Origin of the sequence: Methylibium sp. Pch-M (assembly GCF_004136295.1) — a bacterium.
GTDB lineage: Bacteria > Pseudomonadota > Gammaproteobacteria > Burkholderiales > Burkholderiaceae_C > Methylibium > Methylibium petroleiphilum.
In genome coordinates this window covers 335,670-357,615 of record NZ_CP029606.1, presented here as the reverse complement: position 1 = coordinate 357,615, position 21,946 = coordinate 335,670, and the positions used below count along the sequence as shown (strand labels likewise).

Genomic DNA, 21,946 nt, shown 5'->3' with positions numbered 1-21,946 from the left:
CGCCACCGCGGCGGCTTTCCCCATGTCCCACGCCTCCTCCTCGAGCGCTGCCTGGCCGATGCCGCCGCTGCTGCGCGCCAGCCTCGGCCTGCATGCGGTGGCGGCCGGCGCGGCGATCGCCGTGCCGGGGGCGGCTCCGTGGGCCTTCGGCAGCGTGCTGGCCAACCACGCGGCACTCACCGCGGCCGGCTTGTGGCCGCGCAGTCGGCTGCTCGGCCCCAACGTCACGCGGCTGCCCGATGCCGGCGCCGCGCGCGGCGAGATCGCGCTGACCATCGACGACGGCCCGGACCCTGCGGTCACGCCCGCGGTGCTCGACCTGCTGGACCGGCACGGCGCCAAGGCGAGCTTCTTCTGCATCGCAGCGCGTGCCGCGACCCAGCCGGCGCTGACGCGCGAGATCCTCGCGCGTGGCCACTGCGTGCAGAACCACAGCCATGTGCACCGCCACAACTTCGCGATGCTCGGGCCGCGTGGCTACGCCGCCGAACTGGAGCGGGCACAACAGGTGCTGGGCGACATCACCGGGCGCCGCCCGCACTGCTTCCGGGCGCCGGCGGGCCTGCGCAACCCCTTCCTCGACCCGGTGCTGCACCGGCTCGGCCTGCATTTGGTGAGCTGGACCCGGCGCGGCTTCGACACCCGCGAGCGCACGCCGCAGCGTGTGCTCGAGCGGCTGACGCGCGACCTCGCTGCCGGCGACATCCTGCTGCTGCACGACGGCCATGCGGCGACGACGGCAGCCGGCCGACCGGTGCTGCTGGAGGTGCTGCCGCCACTGCTGGATCGCTGCCGTGCCGCCGGGCTGCGTTGCGTGACGCTGACGGCCGCACTGCCGCCACGCCGGACGGCGAGCGACGCATGAAACCGCTGGCGGTGACCGACTACACGCTCGCCAGTGCGTTGGGCGTCGGCCGCGCGGCCACGTTGGCCGCACTGCGTGGCGGCCGCAGTGGTCTGGCACGCAAGACCTTCGAGACCGCGGCCCTCGACACCTGGATCGGCGAAGTGGAGGGCGTCGACGCGCAAGCGCTGCCGCCGGCGCTGGCCGACTTCGACTGCCGCAACAACCGGCTGGCCTGGCTCGGCCTGCAGGCCGACGGTTTCGCCGCCAGCGTGGCGCGGGCGCAGGCGCGCTTCGGGCCGCGCCGCATCGGCGTGTTCCTCGGCACCAGCACCTCGGGCATCCTGCAGACCGAGCTGGCCTACCGCCGCCGCGATCCAGCGACCGGCGCGCTGCCGGCCGACTTCCGCTACGCGCAGACGCACAACACCTACTCGGTGGTCGACTTCACACGCCGCGTGCTCGCGCTGGAGGGGCCGTCCTGCGCCGTGTCGACGGCCTGCTCCTCGAGCGCCAAGGTGTTCGGCCACGCGGCCCGCCTGATCGAGCTGGGCGTGATCGACGCCGCCGTGGTGGGGGGCGTCGACAGCCTCTGCCTCACCACGCTGTACGGCTTCAATTCGCTGGAACTGCTGTCGAACGACATCTGCCGGCCCTGGGATGCGCAGCGCCACGGCCTGTCGCTCGGCGAGGCCGCGGCCTTCGCGCTGCTGGAGCGCGACGCCGGCGCGCCCCGGGCCTGGCTGCGCGGCGTCGGCGAGAGCAGCGACGGTTTCCACATGAGCAGCCCACACCCGCAGGGCGCGGGTGCGGTCGATGCCATGCAGGCGGCGCTCGCCCAGGCCGGCGTGGTGCCGGGCGAGATCGACTACCTCAACCTGCACGGCACCGCGACGCCCAACAACGACAGTGCCGAGGACCTCGCCGTGAACGCGGTGTTCGGCGACCGGCTGCCCTGCAGCTCGACCAAGGGCGCCACCGGGCACACGCTGGGCGCGGCCGGCGGCGTGGAGGCAGCGATCGCGATGCTGGCGCTGCAGCACGGCCTGATGCCGGGCGGCCTGAACCGGCGCGTGCCCGATGCGGCGCTGCGCAGTCGCTATCTCGATGCCAATGTCGAGGCCCGCCTCGGCCTGGTGGCGAGCAACTCCTTCGGCTTCGGCGGGTCCAACGCCTGCCTCGTCTTCGGGGCCGCCGCATGAGCGCCGCGCTGAGCGTGCGCGTGCGCGGTGTCGGCATGCTGGGGCCGGGCCTGGCCGACTGGACCGGAGGGCAGCAGATGCTGCGCGAGCCGTCCGCCTGGGTCTTCCGGCCGACGGTGCTGACGGCACCGGGCCGCCTGCCGCCGGCTGAGCGACGGCGTGCCGGCGACGTCGTGAAGCTGTCGATGGCCGTGGCCGACCAGGCCTGCACCGAGGCCGGTGCCGACACCCAGCATCTGGCGACGGTGTTCACCGCGTCGAGCGGCGACGCTGCCAACTGCAACGCGCTGTGCGAGGCACTGGCGACGCCGCAGCGCGCCATCTCGCCCACGCGCTTTACCAACTCGGTGCACAACGCGGTGGCGGGCTACTGGCACATCGCCACCACCAGCCGCGCGCCGTCGACCAGTCTGTGTGCCCACGATGGCAGCTTCGGCGCCGGCTTGCTGGAGGCGATGGTGCAGTGCGTGAGCGCACGCCGCCCGGTGCTGCTGGTGGCGGGCGATGCGCCTTACCCGGAGCCGCTGCACAGCGTGCGGCCGCTGTCGGCCGCCTTCGGCGTGGCCTTGCTGCTCGATGTCGGTCCGGACGACGCACCGCTGCCGATGCTGACGCTGCGCAGCGACGAGACCGAGGCCCCTGCGAGCGACTGCGGCGATGTCGCACTCGATGCGCTGCGCCTCGGCGTGCCGGCCGCTCGCAGCCTGCCGCTGCTGCGCGCACTGGCCGTCGGTGCGCCGGCTTCGCTGCGCATCGAGGGACTGGAGGGCTTCACGGTCGAGGTCCGGCCCCATGCGTGAGTCTTTCCCGGCCGCTGCCCCGGCCACGCTGGACCGCGCCGGCATCGCGCTGCGCATCCCGCACCAGGGTCGCATGTGCCTGCTCGACCGGCTGCTGTCCTGGTCGCCGGAGCAGATCCACTGCGCCGCCGAGAACCACAGCGAACCCGACCACCCGCTGCGCAGCGCCAGCGGCCTGCTGTCGCCGTGCGCGATCGAGTACGCGGCGCAGGCCATGGCACTGCACGGCGCGCTGCTCGCGCCGCCCGAGGCCGGCCCGCGGCCCGGTTACCTGGCAAGCGTGCGCAACGTGCGGCTGGCAGTGGCGCGGCTGGATGGCGTGGCCGGGCCGCTGCAGGTGCGCGCCGAGCGTCTGGCCGGCGAGGACCGGCAGGTGATGTACCGCTTCGAGCTCAGCGACGAGCACGGTCGCCTGTTGGTCGACGGGCGCGCGACCGTGGTGCTCGACACGCCGCTTGCGAGGACGCCCGCCACGCAGGACCTGCCGTCACCGAGGAGCGAGCCATGAGCCTGGACCACAAGCGCGCCCTCGTCACCGGCGCCAGCGGCGCGCTCGGTGCCGCGATCGCCCGGCGGCTGGCGCGCGACGGCGCATCGCTGCTGCTGCACGCCAACGCGCGCCCGCAGGCAGTGGAGCAACTGGCGGAGGCGATCCGTGCCGACGGCGGCCAGGCGGCCTGCTGCGTGTTCGACCTGACCGACGCCGACGCCTCGCGCGTGGCCTGCGAGCGCCTGCTCGCGGACGGGCCGGTGCAGGTGATCGTCAACAACGCCGGCGTGCACGACGACGCGGTGTTCCCCGGCATGCGCGCCGAACAGTGGCACCGCGTGATCGACGTGTCGCTGCACGGCTTCTTCCACGTGACCCAGCCGCTGCTGCTGCCGATGCTGCGCACCCGCTGGGGCCGGGTGATCAACATCTCCTCGGTCGCGGCGCTCGCCGGCAACCGCGGCCAGGTGAACTACGCGGCGGCCAAGGGCGCGCTCAACAGCGCGACCAAGGCCCTGTCGCTGGAGGTCGCGAGCCGCGGCATCACGGTCAACGCCATCGCGCCGGGCATCATCGCGTCGCCGATGGCCGATGCCGCCTTCGATGCCGCGGCCATCGCGCAGCTGGTGCCGTGCAAGCGTGCCGGTACGCCCGAGGAAGTGGCCGACCTGGCCGGCTTCCTCGCCAGTCCCGCGGCGGGCTACATCACCGGCCAGGTGATCTCGATCAATGGCGGCATGCTGTGAGCTACCGTTTCAGCCGACCGATCTCAAGCCTGGAACGGCGGCTGCCGCCGCAGGCGGCGCCACAGCAGTACCGGCAGGCGCAACAGGAACTCCAGCATCAGCCGCGTGTGCATCCAGGTCAGCAGCAGGTTGTCGCGGCCGTAGCGGAAGTGCGAGACGCCGCCGTCCTCCGGCCGCAGGTACTTCACCGGCGCGTCGCGGTTGATCGGCTTGATGCCGCGCCAGGCGAGCCGCACCACCGCCTCGGTGTCGAAATCGAAACGGCGCATCCAGGGCTGGCGCGCCATCACGGCGACCAGCGCGGCGACCGGGTAGACGCGAAAGCCGTACAGCGAGTCGGCCACGCCGGCGCCCAGGGTCTCGAGGTTGGTCCAGGCGTTGGAGACGCGCCGGCCGCGCACCCGCAGCAGCGGCGCGCTGGCGTCGAACACCGGGCGGCCGAGGATCATCGCGTCGGGCCGGGCGAGCGAGGCGCGCATGAAGTCCGGAATCAGGCCCGCCGGGTGCTGGCCGTCGGCGTCCATCGTCAGGGCATGGGTGTAGCCGGCGGCCTGCGCGGCTCGCAGGCCGTGCAGCACCGCCGCGCCCTTGCCCTGGTTGATGGACAGCAGCAGCACGCGCAGTCCCTCGTCGCCGACGGCCAGACGCTGAACCTCCGCGCCGCTGCCGTCGGTGCTGCCGTCGATCACCACCCACACCGGGTTCCACTGCGCACGCGCCTCGCGCACCGTGTCGCAGAGCTTGCGCCCGGTGTCGAAGCTCGGGATCAGCACCAGGTGCGTGGTCGACGGCGTCATGCGGTGGGCCCGGACGGCTTCACGCCGGCAGCGAAATAGGCTTCGAGCTGTGCGAGCAGCGCATCGGTGTCCTCCTGCGGCGCGAAGCGCTCGCCCAGCCGGACCGAGAAGCGGATCGGCAGCGGCGGCAGCTTCCAGATCGGCCAGCCCTTGCCGAGGTAGGGCGACTCGGTGTCGATGAAGACCGTCTGGATCGGTGCCCCGGCGAGCTTGGCGATCAGCGTCACGCCGGGCCGGAACGGATTGACCGGATGCCGCGTCGTGCGCGTGCCTTCGGGAAACAGCACCAGTTGGCCACCGTGCTGCAGGTCCTGTACCGCGAGGCGGATCATGCCGCGCGGCGAGTCGTTGCGGATGTAGCGCGCCAGCCGCGCGCCGGCACCGAGGAAGGGGTTGCGCATCAGCCCGGCCTTCATGATGCAGGCGCTCCTGGGCAGGCGGGCCACCAGCATCAGCGCATCGAGCAGGCTGGGGTGGTTGGCGACGACGATCAGCCGCGGCTCGTCCTTGAACGCATCGAGTGCGTTCGCATCGAGCTTGATCATGCCGCTGGCCGAAGCCAGTAACCAGTAGAGCCGGTAGCCGTAGGCGATGCCGGCGCGACCGACGACCAGGCCGCGATCGCGTGGCAGCAGCGGGTAGAGCAGCAGCGCGGTCAGGTTCCAGATCGTCGACATCACGCCGAGCAGCAGCAACAGCGCGAGCAGGGCCAGGCTCAGGGGAAGGGCGAACAGGCGCTTCATCGATCGGAGGATACGGTCTCGGACGAGGTCGCGAAGACCCAGCTGAACGCGATGCCGAACGAGAGGTTGTCTCGCCGGCGCACCAGCGGGCTGTCGGCGAAGCGCGCGCCGTGCAGCGTGTCGTGGCGGACGAACAGGCCGGCCCAGGTGCGCTCGAAGCGACGCGACAGCGTCGCGGTGGCCTGGGCGCCCGCATAACCGCCGGGGCTGCGGTAGGCCGGTCGATCGGCGGTGGCGTCGGCCGTCGGCACGTCGTAGAAATAGGCGTTGAAGCGGCGGCTGCCGAACACCGGACCGCTCATCAGTCCGAGGTTCCAGCCGGTGCTGCCGACGTTCTCGACATCGAGGCTGAGGTTCGGCGTGGCGGTCCAGCCGATGCCTCGCGCGTGCGACTCCAGCGTCAGCGCCGCGCGCAGGGGCGCTCGCAACTGCAGGGTCCAACCGGTGCCGCGGGCGGCCGTCCAGTTGAGGTTGGGCCCGAGCTCGAGTGTCGGCGCGAGGTCGCCCATGCCCCGGCGCGCGTCGTTGTCCTCGCTGCGCGTCGGCGCGGTGGCGGCGAGGCTCAGGTCGAAGTCGAGCCGGTCCGACTCGAACAGCACGGCGCGCGCGCCGTCGCGGTCGGCCTTGAAGATCCTGCCGCGGTACACGGCGTAGGGCACCGGCAGCAGCCAGTCGTGCGACTGGTCCGCGCCGCGGTAGTGCGGCAGGCGCAGGGCCGCCGCACCGAGCCCCAGTTCCCACAGCGGTCTTTCCTCCTGGGCCGCGACCGGCAGCGAGGCGGTGCAGGCCAGCAGCGAGGCGATGCAGGCGTTCCCGGCCCGCCGCCTCACGCGCGCACCTCGCCGGGCGCGAAGGCGTGGGCTTCGATCTCGACCAGCAGCTCGCGGCGGCAGACGTCGCCCTGCAGCAGCACGGCGTCCCGCAGTGCCACGGCGTCGGCGCCGAGCGCGTCGCCGAGCAGCGACAGCACCTGCGCGGCGTCGCTCGCGTGGCGCACGTACACCGTCAGCGAGAGCTGATCGAGCTCGAAGCGCGCGCTGCTGCGCTGGCGCGCGGCGCTGAGCACCGCCTCCAGGTTGGTGAGGGTCTCACGCGTCTGCGCGGCCACGTCGCCCGCGTGCAGGCTGGCGTGGCCGACGATGCTGGCCGTGCCGGAGATCAGCAGCGCCACCTGGCCCGCGCCGGCGTCGAACACCGCCGCACGCGAGAAGCTCGGGCTCCGCGGGCCGTACTCGCTCGGGTAGTGGTAGGCCGACACCTGGCGCGGGTTCTCGACCTGCAGCGGCTGCGTGCGGCCGGCCAGGAAGTGCACGCAGAACGGACCACCTTGCGTGCCCAGCGCGCAGGCCGCCGGCGCGCCCTCGAAGGCCGGGCGCTGCGCGTCGAAGAAGGCCTGCTGGCGCCCCAGGTTGAACTGGCGGTAGCGCTCCAGGCCGCCGCCGTCGCCGTTGATGTCGGGCAGGTAGTTCCACAGCCGCAGCAGGTGCTCGCAGCTAGTGTGGGCCAGCGTGGCAAACACGTCCTGGTAGGCGCGCTGTGCGAGGGCCTGCATGCCGCCGTCGGCTTCGAGCGTTTCGTCGAGCTGCAGCGAGCCGAACAGCCAGTGGCCGTCGTGTCGCCAGTGGACGCCGCCGCAGCGGCCGGCGTCGACCAGCGGTGCCGGGCTGCACCAGGCGTCGACGCGTGGGCCGGCGGCGCCCAGCGTGCGGGCAGCCACCGCGGCCAGGCCGGGTGCGGCGGCCATGCCGTAGCCGAGGGCGCCCAGCGGCGGCGTCGCGCCGGCGGCGAGCGCCGACCACTGCGACGGCGTGAGGCGTTGGACGCTCAGGTGGGGCGAGGGAAGGGCAGCCGGCACCGTCACTGCGCCTCGAGAATGTTCTCGCCGCGCAGCGGGCCCATGTCCTGGATGTTGCGGCGATGCCGCCGCCAGCCGCCGATGGTGCGGCGCAGGCTGCGCAGCGAGATGAGGTAGTAGATGCCTTTCATGGCCCACAGCGACGGCCAGATCGGCGTCTTGCCGTAGATGTCGCCGGCCAGCAGCGACAGCAGCGCTTCTTTCACGCGCAGCGGGTTCGCCGGGTACATGAACATCTCGCGGATGGTCGGGTTGGTGACGCGGAAGATGAACCACGAGTACTCGCGCGGCCCCTTGCGCATCGTCGCCTCGAAGCGGCGGCGGGCTGCCACGGCCTCGGCGGGGCGATCCAGGCAGGTCGCCACCACGTCGGCGCCGTCGAAGGCGCTGTGCATGGCAAGGTAGACGCCGGACGAGAACATCGGGTCGATGAAGGTGAAGGCATCGCCGAGCAGCAGGTAGCGCTCGCCGCTGCAGTGGGTGGCGCAGTACGAGAAGTTGCCGGTCGCGTGTACGTCGCCGCCCACCAGCGTGGCGTCCTTCAGTCGGTCGGCCAGTTCGGGGCACAACGCGATGGTGTCGTCGAAGAAGTCCTTCAACGGCTTGTCGCGCTGCTTCAGGTAGTAGGGCCAGCACACCGCGCCGACGCTGGTGGTCCCGTCGGCCAGCGGGATGAACCAGAACCAGCCGTGGGCGAACCACATGATGCTGATGTTGCCTTCCTTCACGCCCGGCAGCCGGCGCGCGCCGGTGTAGTGGCCGAACAGCGCCGAGCTGTTGTGCGCCGGGTTCTTTTCCTTGCAGCGCAGCTTGTTCGCGATGAAGGTGTCGCGCCCGGAGGCGTCGACCACGAAGCGGGCGCGCCAGCTGCGCGCGGCGCCGTCGTCCAGCGTGGCCTGCACGGTGGCGCCGTCGGCGTCGAAGCTCACGTCGCGCACGCGGCAGCCTTCCAGGGACTTGGCGCCGGACGCCGCCGCATGGCGGAACAGCAGTTCATCCAGTTCGGAGCGGCGCACCTGCCAGGCATAGGGCTGGCGCTTGTCCCATTGGTCGGCAAACTCCAGGTAACTGCGGTGCTCGTGCTCGGGCGATACGAACTCGATGCCCCACTTGGGCATGCCGATCTTTTCGACCTGGTCGCGCACGCCGAGCCGCTCGAACAGCGCGACGTTGGCGGGCAGCAACGACTCGCCGATGTGAAAGCGCGGGTGGTGGGCCTTCTCCAGCAGCACGACATCGCGGCCCTGTTTCGCCAGCAGGGCCGCGATGGAGGAGCCGGCCGGACCGCCGCCGATCACCAGCACGTCGCAGGAGGAGGGCGCCGTGTCGGAGGAGGATGCAGCGGAATTCATGGGTTCAGTTCCGGGCCGGCTTGACGGCCGTGTACTCGGAGAAGATGCCGAGCTCGACGTGGCGCTGCACCTGCTCGAAGCCCGCGGCCCGCAGTGCCTCCATCACCGAGTCCGGCGAGATGCAGGCTTCGATGGTGTCCCAGTAGTAGCGCCACAGCTCGGCGGTGTCGCTGCGGCGCCCGACGGCGCGAGCGATCAACGGCACCACCGCACGCATGTAGCCGCGCAGCAGCGAGGTGGGGATGCGCCCGACCGGACGCGTGATCTCGAGCAGCAGCAACCGCCCGCCGGGCCGCAGGGCGCGGTGGAACTCGGAGAACGCGGCCGACACGTCAGCGATGTGCCGTAGCGCGTAGCCGAGGCTGAGGAAGTCGGCGCTGGCATCGTCGCAGGGCAGGGCCTCCGCGCGACCCTGCCGCAACTCGACGCCGGGCAGATGCACCTCGCCCATCATGCCGGGGCTGGGATCGATGCCGACCAGCCGGCCACCCGGACCGATCAGGCGCAGCGCCTCGCGCGCGACCATGCCGGTCCCGATGCCGACGTCGAGCACCTGCGCGCCGGTGGCGAGCCCGGCCCGTTCCAGCGCGCGCCGACGGTACCAGGGGCCGGAGCCCAGGGCCAGGATGCGCTCGATGCGCTCGTAGTCCGGCGCCGTGTCGTCGAAAATGCGGCGCAGGAAGCGCTGGTGATCGGCTTCGTCTCCATAGTAGGCGCTGAGCGGCGCGTGCGGGGCCAGGGCCTCGCGGGACGGCGGGATGGAGGGCGGGCCGGGTTGCATCGAACGATTATGGCAAGCCGCTGGAGCAGCCCGTCCCGCAAGACCGAGCGCAGGCAGGCCGCCGCCGGGGCGGCGACACTCCGGGTCGGCCGATCGTCGCCCGTCAGGGTCGCGGTGGCTTCACGCAAGTTCACAGTCCTTCACGCCGGGCTCAAGTGCGCGTGGCAACTTTCGCCTTTGCCCGAGATCGCAGTGACATGAAAAGAACGACGCTGTTGGGGGGGGCCGTGGTGCTGGTCGTCGCGGGGGCCGCCCTCGCCTGGGGGCTGACGCAGCGCCCGCCGGCCGGCGCCCCACGTGCTGCGGCGGCGACCGCCGGCGCCGCCGTCACGGTGACCACGGTACCGGCACGCCGCGAGGACTTTGCGCTGGAACTGGGGGCGACCGGCACGGTCAGCGCGTTGAACCGCGTGGAGATCCATCCGCAGATCAGTGCCGCCATCGAGCGGGTGCACATCCGCGAAGGGCAGACGGTCCGTGCCGGGGAACTGCTGTTCACCCTCGACAGCCGGGCTGCCGAGGTGCGGGTGGCCCAGGCCCAGGCGCAGTTGCAGCGCGATCTGGCCACGCTGGCGGACGCCGAGCGGCAACTGGCCCGCAGCCGCGATCTGCTGCGCCAGGATTTCGTGTCGCAGAGCGCCGTCGACACCAACCTCAGCCAGGTCGAGGCGCAGCAGGCGGTGGTGGCGGCCGACCGCGCGGCGATCCAGGCCGCGCGCGTGGACCTCGGCTACGCGCGCATCGTGGCCCCGAGCGCCGGCCGCGTGGGCGCGATCGCGGTCTATGCCGGCAGCTACGTGACGCCGGCGTCGCCGGCGCTGGTGACGATCACCCAGCTCGACCCGATCGCGGTGAGTTTCCCGGTGCCGCAGCGGCACATCGGCGCGCTGCTGGCCAGCCTGAAGTCGGGCACCGGCCGCGTCACCGCGCGCCTGCCGGGCGCGCAGGTCCCGCTCACCGGCATGCTGCAGTTCGTCGACAGCGCGGTCGATGCGAACTCGGGCACGGTCCAGGTCAAGGCGCAGTTCGCCAACCCGCAGCAGCAGCTGTGGCCCGGTGCCTATGCCGACGTGAAGCTCGCGGTCGGCAGCCTGCCGGGCGCGGTCCTGGTGCCGCAGGCCGCGATCATCCAGGGTGCCAAGGCCAAGTCGGTCTACGTGGTCGGCACGGACGGCAAGGCACAGCTCCGCGAGGTGGAGGTCATCGCCTCGGCCGGTGACGTGGCGGCCGTCGGCGGTGTGCAGGCAGGCGAGCGCCTCATCGTCGACGGCAAGCAGAACCTGCGGCCCGGTGCGGCGGTCGTCGAGCAGGCCCCGGCGGCGGCCGCGGCGAGCCGCCCGGCGCGGCGCGTGGCCGCCGCGTCGGAGCCGCGGCCATGAACCTGTCGGAGCTGTTCATCCGCCGTCCGGTGATGACGGTGCTGCTGAACCTGGCCATGGTGGTGGCCGGCGTCATCGCCTACCGGCAGATCCCGATCGCCGCGCTGCCGAGCTACAACACCCCGGTGATCAACGTCACGGCCTCGCTGCCCGGTGCCAGCCCCGAGACCATGGCCACCTCGGTGGCGCTGCAGTTGGAGAAGCAGTTCTCGACGATCCCCTCGCTCAGCATGATCAGCTCGACCAGCACGCTGGGCAGCACCTCGCTGACGCTGGAGTTCGACGAGGGCCGCGACATCGACGCGGCGGCGGTCGACGTGCAGGCGGCGCTGCTGCGTGCCGAGCGCACGCTGCCGCAGGACATGACCGCGCCGCCGTCGTATCGCAAGGTCAACCCGGCCGACGCGCCGGTGCTGCTGATGGCCATGACCTCGCCGTCGCTGAACCTGTCGGACCTGAACGACTACGCCGAGCACCTGATCTCGCCCGCGCTGTCCACGCTGCCTGGCGTGGCGCAGGTCAACATCTTCGGCCAGCGACGCTTCGCGGTGCGGGTGAGGGTGCATCCGCAGGCGCTGGCCGCGCGCGACATCGCGATCGAGGAGCTGAGCGCGGCGCTCGCCACTGCCAACGCCAACACGCCGGTCGGCACGCTCGAGGGCGACCGCCAGACGCTGACGGTGCAGGCCAACCGGCAGCTGCGCAACGCGGCCGAGTTCGCCGACCTGATCGTCAGCAGCAAGAACGGCAACACGGTGCGGCTGCGCGACGTGGCGACCGTGGAGGACAGCTACGAGAGCGTCAAGACCTCGGCCAACTTCAACGGCGAGGCGTCGATCACGCTGGCCGTGCAGCGCCAGCCCGACGCCAACACCGTGGCGGTGGTGGATGCGGTCAAGGCCGCGCTGCCGGGCTTCACCGCGCAGCTGCCGCAGTCGATCCAGCTGAGCCTGCTGAACGACCGTTCCACCTCGATCCGCGAGGCGCTGCACGACGTGAACCTCACGCTGCTCGGCACCATCGTGCTGGTGGTGCTGGTGATCTTTCTCTTCCTGCGGAGGGCGGTCGCGACGGTGATCCCGACGCTGTCGCTGCCGGTGTCGCTGATCGGTGCGGTGGCGCTGCTGTGGGCCGGCGGCTACAGCCTGGACAACATCTCGCTGCTGGGCCTGACGCTGGCCGTGGGCCTGGTGGTGGACGATGCGATCGTGATGCTCGAGAACATCATGCACCACGTCGAGCAGGGCATGGACCCGTTCGAGGCGGCGCTGAAGGGCTCGCGCGAGGTCGGCTTCACCATCGTCTCGATCTCGACCTCGCTGGTCGCGGTGTTTATCCCGATCTTCTTCATGCCCGGCGTGATCGGCCTGCTGTTCCACGAGTTCGCGGTGATCGTCTCGCTGGCCATCCTGGTGTCGGCCTTCGTCTCGCTGACCCTCGTGCCGATGCTGGCCGGGCGCTACCTGAAGCCCGAGGCCACGCAGCGCCCGCCGGGCGCGCTGGTGCGCGGCTTCGAGCGCGGCTTCGAGGCCGTCACGCGCTGGTACACGCGCTCGCTCGACCTGGCGCTGCGGCACCGCCGTCTGATGCTGGGCGTGGGCGTGCTGACCTTCGCGCTGACCGCGCTGATGTTCGTCACCATTCCCAAGGGATTCTTCCCGGAGGAGGACATCGGCCAGATCCGCGCCTCCACCGAAGCCGCCGAGGACACCTCGTTCGCGGCGATGGTGAAGCTGCAGGATCAGGCGGTGCAGGTGATGCTGGCCGACCCGAACGTGCTGAGCGTCAACTCGGTCAACGGCGGCAGCGGCACGCAGAACACCGGCCGCATGTTCATCAACCTCAAGCCGCGCGGCGAGCGACTGCCGATGAAGCAGGTGGTGGAAGGGCTGCGCAGGCAGCTGAGCCAGGTGGCCGGCATCACCGTCTACCTGCAGCCGGTGCAGAACCTGCAGCTCGGCGGGCGGCCCAGCAAGAGCCGCTACCAGTACATCCTGCAGAGCGTGAAGGCCGACGAGCTGAACGACTGGGCGGCCAGGCTGCAGGAGAAGCTGCGCGCCGACCCGCGCTTCCGCGACGTCACCTCCGACTCGCAACTCAAGGGCCTGCAGGCCTCGCTGAAGATCGACCGCGACAAGGCCAACACGTTGGGCGTGTCGGTCGATTCGATCCGCAACGCGCTGTTCAGTGCCTTCGGCGAGCGCCAGGTCGCCACCATCTACACCACCGCCGACAGCTACCAGGTGATCATGGAAGTGGCGCCCGATGCCAAGCGCGACGAGAGCGCCTTCGACGGCATCTACCTGCGCAGCAGCAATGGCGCGCTGGTGCCGCTGAACAGCTTTGCGACGGTCGAGCGCACGCTGGGGCCGACCTCGGTGAACCACGTCGGGCAACTGCAGGCGGTGACGGTGTCGTTCAACCTCGCGCCGGGCGTGCCGCTCGGCGATGCCACCCGGCAGCTCGAGGCCTACGGGCAGGAGATCCGCCTGCCGGCGTCGGTGATCACCAGCTACGGCGGTGACGCGGCGGTGTTCAAGACCTCGCAGGGCAGCCAGGCCATCCTCATCGTCGCGGCGCTGCTGGTGATCTACGTGCTGCTGGGGGTGCTGTACGAGAGCTACATCCACCCGCTGACCATCCTGGCCGGCCTGCCGTCGGCCGCGGTCGGGGCCTTGCTGATGCTGGAGTTCTTCGGTCAGGACCTGACGCTGATCGCGACCATCGGCATCCTGCTGCTGATCGGCATCGTGAAGAAGAACGCGATCATGATGATCGACTTCGCGCTCGATGCGCAGCGCAACCAGGGCATGGAGCCCGACGCCGCGATCCGCGAGGCCTGCGTGCGGCGCTTCCGGCCGATCACGATGACCACGCTGGCCGCGCTGATGGGCGCGGTGCCGATCGCGCTGGGCATCGGCGCCGGCGCCGAGCTGCGCCAGCCGCTGGGTCTGGCGGTGGTGGGCGGCCTGCTGTTCTCGCAGGCGATCACGCTCTACCTCACGCCGGTGATCTACCTCTACCTCGACCGCTACAGCGGCCGAGGGCCGATCCAGACGCCGGAGGCGCTGGAGGCCCGCTGAAGAGAAGCCCGCGCCTCAGCGCCGCTTGCTGCCGCCCAGCAGGCTGCCTAGCACACCGCGGATGATCTCGCGGCCCACCGTGGTGCCCATGGTGCGCACGGCCGACTTGGCCATCGACTCGGCCAGGCCCTCGCGCTTGCCGCCGCGCGGCCCGGTCGAGCCGAACAGGATGTCGCCCAAGCCGCCGAGCATGCCGCCGCCTTCCTGTGCCGGCGCGGTGCCGCCAGCACCCCGATTCGCCTTCAGCTGGTCGGCCGCCTCGGCCGTCGCGGCGCCGCGGCCCTTGAGCTTCTCGTAGGCCGACTCGCGGTCGACCACCTTCTCGTACACGCCGGCCACCAGCGAGCCGGCGATCAGCGCCTGGCGCTGCTGCGGCGTGATCGGGCCGATCTGGCTGCCGGGCGGGATGACGAAGACGCGCTGCGTGACGCCCGGGCGGCCCCTCTCGTCGAGCAGGCTGACCAGCGCCTCGCCCACCGCCAGCTCGGTGATCGCGGTGGCGATGTCGAGGCCCGGATTGGCGCGCATGGTCTCGGCGGCCGACTTCACCGCCTTCTGGTCGCGCGGCGTGAAGGCGCGCAGCGCATGCTGCACGCGGTTGCCGAGCTGGCCGAGCACGCTGTCGGGCACGTCGAGCGGGTTCTGTGTCACGAAGTAGACACCGACGCCCTTGGAGCGCACCAGCCGCACCACCAGCTCGATGCGCTCGACCAGGGCCTTCGGAGCGTCGGTGAACAGCAGGTGGGCCTCGTCGAAGAAGAACACCAGCTTGGGCTTCTCCAGGTCGCCCACCTCGGGCAGCAGCTCGAACAGCTCGCTGAGCATCCACAGCAGGAAGGTGGCGTAGAGCCGCGGCGAGGTCATCAGCTTGTCGGCGGCCAGGATGTTGACCACGCCCTTGCCGTCGGCGGTCTGCATGAAGTCGCCGATGTCGAGCATCGGCTCGCCGAAGAACTTGTCGCCGCCCTGTTCCTCGATCTGCATCAGCCCGCGCTGGATGGCGCCCACGCTGGCCGCGCTGATGTTGCCGTACTCGGTCTGGAACTCCTTGGCGTTGTCGCCCACGTGCTGCAGCATCGCGCGCAGGTCCTTCAGGTCCAGCAGCAGCATGCCGTTGTCGTCGGCGATCTTGAACACCAGCGACAGCACGCCCTGCTGGGTCTCGTTGAGCGCGAGCATGCGGCCCAGCAGCAGCGGACCCATGTCGGACACGGTGGCGCGCACCGGGTGGCCCTGGGCGCCGAACACGTCCCACAGCGTGGCCGGGCAGGCGAGGGGAGTCGGCAGGCCCAGGCCGCGGTCCTTCAGCACCTTGGCGAGCTTGTCGTTCACGCTGCCGGTCTGGGCGATGCCGGTCAGGTCGCCCTTCACGTCGGCCAGGAAGACCGGCACGCCGATCTTCGAGAACTGCTCGGCCAGCGCCTGCAGCGTGATGGTCTTGCCGGTGCCGGTGGCCCCGGTGATCAGCCCGTGGCGGTTGGCCAGGGCGGGCAGCAGCGCGCATTCGATCTCGCCGTGCTTGGCGATCAGCAGGGGTTCGGCCATGAGGTCCTCGGCAGGGGGGGCGGGCGAAGACGCGGAGGCGTCTACCCATCGACGCGATCCTAAGTGAATCGCCTCGGTTTCTCTAGACACGAAGCAAGCGATACCGGTCGTGAGGTGTTCGAGTGGAACGCCTGGCGACCTGGTCGTGATCGACGAAGCGCAGTTCGTCATGCCGCGTGGCACCTTGGGCCGCAAGCCGCCGTACTGGCTGCAGGCGATGGAGATCCACCGGCACGACGGCGTGGACTTTCTCATCATCACGCAGCACCCGCGGTTGATCGACACCACCGTGCGCGCGCTGGTCGGCCCGCACCGGCACGTGCGCTCGGTGATGGGATCTCCGGTCTGCATGGTCTACGCCTGGGAGCACGCCTCAAACCCTGAGCGCTTCACCAACGCCACCAAGAGCCAGTTCATCCGGCGCAAGTCGCACTACAAGCTGTTCCACTCGGCCGCGGCGCACGTCAAGCCGCCGACGGCCGGCCGCTCCGTCGTTCTCATCGTGCCGCTGCTGCTCGCGGTGCTCGGCTACAAGGCTTGGGCCTTCTACGACGGCAACAAGCCCGACAGCCAGGCGCAGCAGCTCGCCACGGGCAAGCCGGGCCACCCACACCCCGCCAACCGCAGGCGCCGCAGCCCTCAGGGCCTTCAGCGCCATCTACTCGAGTAGAAGCGACGGCGATCCACGGTTGCTGGAGCCAGGGCAACGTCTGCCGCTGTATCGACCAGGCCGGGCGGCCAGTCATTGTCGATGAGCTGAGCTGTCGGACCAGTGCGGCTGGCTATGACGGCCTGGTCAAGTGGGCGCCGCGAGCGATACCCCCGACGGCGCCCGAACCGCGCAACCGATCTGATGTGAACGCTTCGCTCTCAGCCATACTCTGACAACGCGCAGATATCCCGCGCCTTATTGATACGATTGTTTGAGGGGCATCACATGCGAAGATATTTTCCCCCTGCCAATTACTGCATTTATTGCGGGGCAAATCATTGCCGCCTGACTGATGAGCACATCATTCCTCTAGCGCTTAATGGAAATCTCATTCTACCCAAGTCGAGTTGCGACAGTTGCGCCAAAGTGACAACACGTTTCGAGCTGATCATTGCGCGAGATATGTACGGCCCTATGCGTATTGCGAACAATTTCCAAACTCGCCGCAAGAAAAAACGCTCGGCCGATATCGAGGGCTCGATCGTTAGCGAAACGGGAGAAGAATCTCCAATGTCGTTTTCGCCATCACTTTTGCCATCGATTTATATGGCGTTAGATTTTCCGCCGCCTGGAATATTGACCGGAGCGCCACTTTCGGGGTTGAATCCAGAACTAAAAGTTCAGTTAAAGGCTGATCCCGAAAAAATTGCGGGGCTAGCAAAGGCTCTCGATGTTGGAAATATTGAAATGGGCGTAATGGCTGCTTGGGGGCCGTTTTCCCAACTTCTAGCCAAAATTGGCCATGGTTATATTGAAGGAATTTTCAGGGGCAGGGATATGATCCTCTGCTAAATGATGTGATTCTTGGTAGGTCAGACCATCTAAGTCACTATGTCGGAGGCATTCCAGGTCAAGCGCCGGAAGGTGATCTGGTTCTTGGTGTTGAACAGATTGGAAGCGAAAAATATTTAAAGGTAGCAATATCACTTCTCGGCAAAGGAAGGCTGCCGCCATACCAGGCAATCGTTGGAAGAGTGACAAATGAAGGCCTCATTCAAAAAAGGCTTCAAAAGCCGCTTTTTGATTGGCCCGCCGCATGAGGCACCTCAGTTAAAAAGGTGCATGGTTAATGTTCATTCTTTGTTTGAACAGAGGCGGTGAATATACAGAATCAAAGGGGGCTGGGGGCTCGCCCCCAGGATGAGCCGTCGTCCTTCAGATCAGCCAGCGGCAGCGATAGCGCACCGCCTAGCTGATGCTCGCGGGCTCTGACCTGGCGCAACCACAGACCGGAGCAGCGCGCCCTCGGCACTCTCTTTTCTCGTGTACTCGCTCAGTCGCCCATCGAAGCAAAAACATGGGTCTTATCCATCGAGTCCGCCAGATCGATCCCGGTACGGTGCGCACCTTCGTGACTGCTTGAAAGGGCTGCCGGTGCTTGTCGGCTACGCGAGGGTTTCAACGGTGCAACAAGACACGGCGCTCCAGCGCGCCGCGTTCATGCGGGCAGGGGTCCGGCAAGGTCATCGAGGAGATCGAGGAGAAGCACAGTGGTGGAGGCGCCAGGCCGCTCCTCGAAGCGCTGTTGACCAGGTTGAAGCCCGGCGACGTGCTCGTCGCCTACAAGATCGATCGCCTGCCCCGCAGCCTGGTCGACCTGCTGCGCATCCTCCAGCGCATCACCGACGCCGGTGCGCAATTCCGCAGCCTCACTGAGCCGCTCGAAACGGCCACACCTGTCGGTCGAATGATGCTGCAGCTGCTCGGCGCCTTCGCCGAGTTCGAACGCGCCCTGATCCGCGAACGCTGCTGCGCAGGCCTCTACGCTGCAATGGCACGCGGTGTGCCCGTTGGTCGCCGGTCTCGCGTCGAACGAGCGGCCGTCGTCGAGCTAAGGGGCAGGGGGCTGAAGATGCGAGAGGTCGCCGAGCTGCTAGGTTGCTCGGCCGGCACAGTCAGTAAAATCTGGCACGGGCAGCGGGTTGCCGACCGAAGGGCAGGGGCTCCGGGAGCCACGCCTGCCATTTCCTAAACCAAGCTTTCCGAAACGAGAACAACATGGCCGGCCATTCCAAATGGGCCAACATCCAGCACCGCAAGGGGCGCCAGGATGAGAAGCGCGGCAAGATCTGGACCCGCATCATTCGAGAGATCGTCGTGGCGGCCCGCGCCGGCGGCGGCGACACCGCGATGAACCCGCGGCTGCGCCTGGCGATCGACAAGGCCAAGGCCGCCAACATGCCGGCCGACCGCATCAAGTACAACGTCGACAAGGCCACCGGCAACCAGGAAGGCGTCAGCTACGAGGAGATCCGCTACGAGGGCTACGGCATCGCCGGCGCGGCGATCATCATCGACACGATGACCGACAACCGGGTGCGCACCGTGGCCGAGGTGCGGCACGCCTTCAGCAAGTACGGCGGCAACCTGGGCACCGACGGCTCGGTGAGCTTCCAGTTCAAGCACTGCGGCCAGTTCGTGTTCGCACCGGGCAGCAGCGAGGACAGGATCATGGAGGTGGCGCTCGACGCCGGCGCCGAGGACGTGGTCACCGACGACGACGGGACGGTGGAGGTGCTCTGCGCGCCGCCCGACTTCGAGGCCGTGCAGGCGGCGCTGCAGGCGGCCGGGCTGGTGCCCGAGCTGGCCGAGGTGACGATGCGTGCCGAGAACACCGTGGCACTGGCCGGCGAGGACGCGCAGCGCATGCAGAAGCTGCTCGACGTGCTGGAAGACCTGGACGACACGCAGGCCGTGTTCCACAACGCCGAACTGGACGAGTGAGCAGGACGACATGAAGGTACTCGTCATCGGCGGTGGTGGCCGCGAGCACGCGCTGGCCTGGAAGCTGGCGCAGTCGCCCAAGGTGCAGATGGTCTACGTGGCGCCGGGCAACGGCGGCACGGCGCTCGACGTGCGCCTGAAGAACGTCGCGATCACCGAGGTGGACGCGCTGGCCGATTTCGCGCAGGCCGAGAAGATCGGCCTCACCGTGGTCGGCCCGGAGGCGCCGCTGGCGGCCGGCGTGGTGGACGTGTTCCGCGCCCGCGGCCTGCGGGTGTTCGGCCCGACCCAGGCGGCCGCGCAGCTGGAGAGCTCGAAGGCCTTCTCGAAGGACTTCATGAAGCGCCATGGCATCCCCACGGCCGCCTACGAGACCTTCTCCGACGCGGCGGCGGCGCACGCCTATGTGGACCGCATCGGCGCGCCGATCGTGGTGAAGGCCGACGGCCTGGCCGCCGGCAAGGGCGTGGTCGTCGCGGCGACGCTCGACGAGGCCCACCAGGCGGTCGACTGGATGCTGGCCGGCCACAGCGGCGACAACAAGCTCGGCGTCACGCACAACGCCGGCGGGGCGCGCGTGGTGATCGAGGAGTTCCTGGCCGGCGAGGAGGCCAGCTTCATCGTGCTGGCCGACGGCAAGCACGTGCTGCCGCTCGCCACCAGCCAGGACCACAAGCGCCTGAAGGACGGCGATGCCGGCCCGAACACCGGCGGCATGGGCGCCTACTCGCCGGCGCCGGTGGTCACGCCGAACATCCACGCCAAGGTGATGCACGAGATCATCCAGCCCACGCTCGACGGCATGGCGCGTGATGGCATCCCCTATACCGGTTTCCTCTATGCCGGGCTGATGATCGACGCCCAGGGCAACCCGAAGACGCTGGAATTCAACTGCCGCATGGGCGATCCGGAAACCCAGCCGATCATGATGCGGCTCAAGAGCGACCTGCTGGACGTGCTGACGCATGCCGCCGACGGCACGCTCGACCAGGTCGAACTGCAGTGGGACCGGCGCTTCGCGCTGGGCGTGGTGATGGCCGCGCACGGCTATCCGGAGCAGCCGCGCAAGGCCGACGTGATCACCGGCCTGCCGCCCGAGACCGCGGACGCGGTGGTGTTCCACGCCGGCACCAGCAAGCCGGGCAAGGACATCGTCACGAGCGGCGGCCGCGTGCTGTGCGTCACCGCGCTCGGGGACTCGGCCAAGGTCGCACAGGCCCGCGCCTACGACGCACTCTCGGGCATCGCCTTCGACGGGATGCAGTTCCGCCGCGACATCGGTCACCGCGCGATCAAGCGCTGACGCCCGCCCGATGACTGACACGCAAGCCGTCCGGGACTACCTGCTGGGTCTGCAGGAGCGAATCGTCGCCGCGCTGGAGGCGGAGGACGGCGGGCGCTTCCTGAGCGACCGCTGGACGCGCGAGCCCGGCGGCAAGCTGGAGGGCGAGGGTCTGTCGCGCCTGATCGAGGGCGGGCGCCTGCTCGAACGTGGCGGCTGCAGCTTCAGCCATGTGCGCGGCCGCGCGCTGCCACCGTCGGCCACCCAGCATCGCCCCGAACTTGCTGGCGCGCCCTTCGAGGCGATGGGCGTTTCACTGGTGTTCCACCCGCGCAACCCCTATGTGCCCACGGTGCACATGAACGTGCGCATGCTGGCCGCGCACCGCGCCGACGGCGAGACCGTCACCTGGTTCGGCGGCGGCATGGACCTGACGCCGTACTACGGCTTCGAGGACGACGCGGCGCATTTCCACGCGACCTGCCGCGACGCGCTGGCACCGTTCGGCGACGACAAATACCCGCGCTTCAAGCAGTGGTGCGACGAGTACTTCTTCCTGAAGCACCGCAACGAGCCGCGCGGCGTCGGCGGCGTGTTCTACGACGACTTCTCCGAACTCGGCTTCGACGGCAGCTTCGCCATGACGCGTGCGGTCGGCGACGCCCTGCTCACGGGCTACCTGCCGATCGTGCGGCGCCGCCAGGCGCTGCCGTTCGGCGAACGCGAGCGCGACTTCCAGGCCTACCGGCGCGGCCGCTACGTCGAGTTCAACCTGGTGTGGGACCGCGGCACGCTGTTCGGGCTGCAGTCCGGCGGGCGCACCGAATCCATCCTGATGTCGATGCCGCCGGCCGCGGCCTGGCGCTACGACTGGCGGCCCGAGCCCGGGACGCCCGAGGCCCGGCTGTACAGCGAATTCCTGCGGCCGCGCGACTGGGTGGCCCCGACTTGAACGCCGCGCCCCCCCGCCGCATCGGCCTGTACGGCGGCAGCTTCGACCCGCCGCACATGGGCCACCTGGTGCTCGCGATGACCGCGGTGCAGCACCTCAAGCTCGACGAGCTGCGCTGGATCCCGGCCGGCGTGCCGTGGCAGAAGGAGCGCACGCTGCTGAGCGGCACGCACCGCGCCGCGATGGTCAAGGCGGCCATCACCGGCCATCGCGGCTTCAAGATCGACCGCCGCGAGATCGAGCGGAACGGCCCCAGCTACACCATCGACACGGTGCGCGAGTCGCAACTCGCCGAGCCGGACGCGAAGTGGTTCCTCGTGATCGGCCAGGACCAGTACGAACGCCTGCCCACCTGGCACGAGTGGCGCGAGCTGATCACGCGGGTCACGCTGGCGGTGGCCGGCCGCGACGGCAAGTCGCCGGCGCCGCCGTCCGAACTGCTGGCGGTGTGGCACCGCATCGAAGCCTTGCCGATGCCGCCGATGAACGTCTCGTCGACGGCGATCCGGGCCCACCTCGCCGCCGGCGGCACCGCGCAGTCGCTGGTTCCCGACATGGTGCCCACCGTGGTCGCGCGCTATATTGACCGTTACCACCTCTACGCGCCGCCTCGCGGTGGCGTCCCCGCCGCCTGAGGGCGGCACCCAGCCCGGAGCTGC

General features: G+C 69.8%; 21 protein-coding genes. 14 read left to right on the top strand and 7 right to left on the bottom strand.

The window, feature by feature from the left end:
• The first annotated feature begins 22 nt into the window (after window positions 1-22).
• The 5 genes from C1M51_RS01660 to fabG are packed head-to-tail and all read left to right on the top strand — an operon-like array spanning window position 23 to window position 4,082.
• On the top strand, window positions 23-865 hold the full coding sequence (locus C1M51_RS01660) for a polysaccharide deacetylase family protein (protein WP_129447943.1): 843 nt from the start codon (window positions 23-25) through the stop codon (window positions 863-865).
• Window positions 862-2,046, top strand: a complete 1,185-nt coding sequence (locus tag C1M51_RS01655; protein WP_129447942.1) for a beta-ketoacyl-[acyl-carrier-protein] synthase family protein — start codon at window positions 862-864, stop codon at window positions 2,044-2,046. Before C1M51_RS01660 ends, C1M51_RS01655 begins: the two co-directional genes overlap by 4 nt.
• Window positions 2,043-2,846, top strand: coding sequence for a beta-ketoacyl synthase chain length factor (locus C1M51_RS01650; protein WP_129447941.1), 804 nt, complete (start codon window positions 2,043-2,045; stop codon window positions 2,844-2,846). The genes C1M51_RS01655 and C1M51_RS01650 overlap by 4 nt, the downstream gene beginning before the upstream one ends.
• The gene (locus C1M51_RS01645; RefSeq protein ID WP_129447940.1) at window positions 2,839-3,354 is read left to right on the top strand and encodes a hotdog family protein; all 516 of its coding nucleotides are present in this window, start codon (window positions 2,839-2,841) and stop codon (window positions 3,352-3,354) included. The genes C1M51_RS01650 and C1M51_RS01645 overlap by 8 nt, the downstream gene beginning before the upstream one ends.
• Complete coding sequence (gene fabG, locus C1M51_RS01640) at window positions 3,351-4,082, top strand: 3-oxoacyl-ACP reductase FabG (RefSeq protein ID WP_129447939.1); 732 nt, start codon at window positions 3,351-3,353, stop codon at window positions 4,080-4,082. The genes C1M51_RS01645 and fabG overlap by 4 nt, the downstream gene beginning before the upstream one ends.
• Window positions 4,083-4,105: 23 nt before the next feature.
• Here the strand turns inward: fabG and C1M51_RS01635 are convergent, their stop codons facing one another.
• The 6 genes from C1M51_RS01635 to C1M51_RS01610 are packed head-to-tail and all read right to left on the bottom strand — an operon-like array spanning window position 4,106 to window position 9,610.
• Window positions 4,106-4,879, bottom strand: coding sequence for a glycosyltransferase family 2 protein (locus tag C1M51_RS01635; RefSeq protein ID WP_129447938.1), 774 nt, complete (start codon window positions 4,877-4,879; stop codon window positions 4,106-4,108).
• Window positions 4,876-5,622 (bottom strand): lysophospholipid acyltransferase family protein, encoded by a 747-nt coding sequence (locus tag C1M51_RS01630; RefSeq protein ID WP_011828928.1) that lies wholly within the window; start codon window positions 5,620-5,622, stop codon window positions 4,876-4,878. Before C1M51_RS01630 ends, C1M51_RS01635 begins: the two co-directional genes overlap by 4 nt.
• Window positions 5,619-6,452 carry a MipA/OmpV family protein gene (locus C1M51_RS01625; protein WP_129447937.1) on the bottom strand — a complete coding sequence of 278 codons (834 nt, stop codon included), beginning with the start codon at window positions 6,450-6,452 and terminating at the stop codon, window positions 5,619-5,621. Before C1M51_RS01625 ends, C1M51_RS01630 begins: the two co-directional genes overlap by 4 nt.
• Window positions 6,449-7,477: a hypothetical protein gene (locus tag C1M51_RS01620; protein WP_242499934.1), complete on the bottom strand. Its 1,029-nt coding sequence runs from the start codon at window positions 7,475-7,477 to the stop codon at window positions 6,449-6,451. The genes C1M51_RS01625 and C1M51_RS01620 overlap by 4 nt, the downstream gene beginning before the upstream one ends.
• Window positions 7,478-7,479: 2 nt before the next feature.
• Window positions 7,480-8,829, bottom strand: coding sequence for an NAD(P)/FAD-dependent oxidoreductase (locus tag C1M51_RS01615; protein WP_129447935.1), 1,350 nt, complete (start codon window positions 8,827-8,829; stop codon window positions 7,480-7,482).
• 4 nt (window positions 8,830-8,833) lie between these two features.
• Window positions 8,834-9,610: a class I SAM-dependent methyltransferase gene (locus tag C1M51_RS01610; RefSeq protein ID WP_129447934.1), complete on the bottom strand. Its 777-nt coding sequence runs from the start codon at window positions 9,608-9,610 to the stop codon at window positions 8,834-8,836.
• Between the two features lie 197 nt (window positions 9,611-9,807).
• Between C1M51_RS01610 and C1M51_RS01605 the strand changes: the two genes are divergently transcribed.
• A complete protein-coding gene (locus C1M51_RS01605; RefSeq protein ID WP_129447933.1) occupies window positions 9,808-10,989 on the top strand; it encodes an efflux RND transporter periplasmic adaptor subunit in 1,182 nt (393 codons plus the stop codon).
• On the top strand, window positions 10,986-14,072 hold the full coding sequence (locus C1M51_RS01600; protein ID WP_129447932.1) for an efflux RND transporter permease subunit: 3,087 nt from the start codon (window positions 10,986-10,988) through the stop codon (window positions 14,070-14,072). The genes C1M51_RS01605 and C1M51_RS01600 overlap by 4 nt, the downstream gene beginning before the upstream one ends.
• 15 nt (window positions 14,073-14,087) lie before the next feature.
• Here C1M51_RS01600 and C1M51_RS01595 read toward each other — a convergent pair whose 3' ends face one another.
• The gene (locus C1M51_RS01595; protein ID WP_129447931.1) at window positions 14,088-15,617 is read right to left on the bottom strand and encodes a helicase HerA-like C-terminal domain-containing protein; all 1,530 of its coding nucleotides are present in this window, start codon (window positions 15,615-15,617) and stop codon (window positions 14,088-14,090) included.
• A gap of 145 nt (window positions 15,618-15,762) precedes the next feature.
• Between C1M51_RS01595 and C1M51_RS01590 the strand changes: the two genes are divergently transcribed.
• The 7 genes from C1M51_RS01590 to nadD all read left to right on the top strand — a co-directional run bounded on the left by C1M51_RS01590 (window position 15,763) and on the right by nadD (window position 21,922).
• Window positions 15,763-16,287 (top strand): zonular occludens toxin domain-containing protein, encoded by a 525-nt coding sequence (locus C1M51_RS01590; protein ID WP_129447930.1) that lies wholly within the window; start codon window positions 15,763-15,765, stop codon window positions 16,285-16,287.
• 267 nt (window positions 16,288-16,554) lie between these two features.
• Window positions 16,555-17,121 carry a hypothetical protein gene (locus C1M51_RS01585; RefSeq protein ID WP_129447929.1) on the top strand — a complete coding sequence of 189 codons (567 nt, stop codon included), beginning with the start codon at window positions 16,555-16,557 and terminating at the stop codon, window positions 17,119-17,121.
• A gap of 586 nt (window positions 17,122-17,707) precedes the next feature.
• Window positions 17,708-18,301: a recombinase family protein gene (locus tag C1M51_RS01580; protein WP_242499928.1), complete on the top strand. Its 594-nt coding sequence runs from the start codon at window positions 17,708-17,710 to the stop codon at window positions 18,299-18,301.
• A gap of 26 nt (window positions 18,302-18,327) precedes the next feature.
• Complete coding sequence (locus tag C1M51_RS01575; RefSeq protein WP_129447928.1) at window positions 18,328-19,053, top strand: YebC/PmpR family DNA-binding transcriptional regulator; 726 nt, start codon at window positions 18,328-18,330, stop codon at window positions 19,051-19,053.
• Window positions 19,054-19,063: 10 nt separating this feature from the next.
• Window positions 19,064-20,356, top strand: coding sequence for a phosphoribosylamine--glycine ligase (purD, locus tag C1M51_RS01570; protein ID WP_129447927.1), 1,293 nt, complete (start codon window positions 19,064-19,066; stop codon window positions 20,354-20,356).
• A gap of 10 nt (window positions 20,357-20,366) precedes the next feature.
• On the top strand, window positions 20,367-21,287 hold the full coding sequence (gene hemF, locus C1M51_RS01565; RefSeq protein ID WP_129447926.1) for an oxygen-dependent coproporphyrinogen oxidase: 921 nt from the start codon (window positions 20,367-20,369) through the stop codon (window positions 21,285-21,287).
• Window positions 21,284-21,922 (top strand): nicotinate-nucleotide adenylyltransferase, encoded by a 639-nt coding sequence (gene nadD, locus C1M51_RS01560; protein WP_242499919.1) that lies wholly within the window; start codon window positions 21,284-21,286, stop codon window positions 21,920-21,922. The genes hemF and nadD overlap by 4 nt, the downstream gene beginning before the upstream one ends.
• The last annotated feature ends 24 nt before the right edge of the window (window positions 21,923-21,946 follow it).

Coding starts and splice junctions, on each gene's coding strand:
- C1M51_RS01585 (WP_129447929.1), top strand. CDS start 16,555: ATGCGAAGATATTTTCCCCCTGCCAATTACTGCATTTATTGCGGGGCA.
- C1M51_RS01610 (WP_129447934.1), bottom strand. CDS start 9,610: ATGCAACCCGGCCCGCCCTCCATCCCGCCGTCCCGCGAGGCCCTGGCC.
- C1M51_RS01655 (WP_129447942.1), top strand. CDS start 862: ATGAAACCGCTGGCGGTGACCGACTACACGCTCGCCAGTGCGTTGGGC.
- fabG (WP_129447939.1), top strand. CDS start 3,351: ATGAGCCTGGACCACAAGCGCGCCCTCGTCACCGGCGCCAGCGGCGCG.
- C1M51_RS01600 (WP_129447932.1), top strand. CDS start 10,986: ATGAACCTGTCGGAGCTGTTCATCCGCCGTCCGGTGATGACGGTGCTG.
- C1M51_RS01575 (WP_129447928.1), top strand. CDS start 18,328: ATGGCCGGCCATTCCAAATGGGCCAACATCCAGCACCGCAAGGGGCGC.
- C1M51_RS01645 (WP_129447940.1), top strand. CDS start 2,839: ATGCGTGAGTCTTTCCCGGCCGCTGCCCCGGCCACGCTGGACCGCGCC.
- C1M51_RS01630 (WP_011828928.1), bottom strand. CDS start 5,622: ATGAAGCGCCTGTTCGCCCTTCCCCTGAGCCTGGCCCTGCTCGCGCTG.
- hemF (WP_129447926.1), top strand. CDS start 20,367: ATGACTGACACGCAAGCCGTCCGGGACTACCTGCTGGGTCTGCAGGAG.
- C1M51_RS01650 (WP_129447941.1), top strand. CDS start 2,043: ATGAGCGCCGCGCTGAGCGTGCGCGTGCGCGGTGTCGGCATGCTGGGG.
- C1M51_RS01595 (WP_129447931.1), bottom strand. CDS start 15,617: ATGGCCGAACCCCTGCTGATCGCCAAGCACGGCGAGATCGAATGCGCG.
- C1M51_RS01605 (WP_129447933.1), top strand. CDS start 9,808: ATGAAAAGAACGACGCTGTTGGGGGGGGCCGTGGTGCTGGTCGTCGCG.
- purD (WP_129447927.1), top strand. CDS start 19,064: ATGAAGGTACTCGTCATCGGCGGTGGTGGCCGCGAGCACGCGCTGGCC.
- C1M51_RS01635 (WP_129447938.1), bottom strand. CDS start 4,879: ATGACGCCGTCGACCACGCACCTGGTGCTGATCCCGAGCTTCGACACC.
- C1M51_RS01615 (WP_129447935.1), bottom strand. CDS start 8,829: ATGAATTCCGCTGCATCCTCCTCCGACACGGCGCCCTCCTCCTGCGAC.
- C1M51_RS01660 (WP_129447943.1), top strand. CDS start 23: ATGTCCCACGCCTCCTCCTCGAGCGCTGCCTGGCCGATGCCGCCGCTG.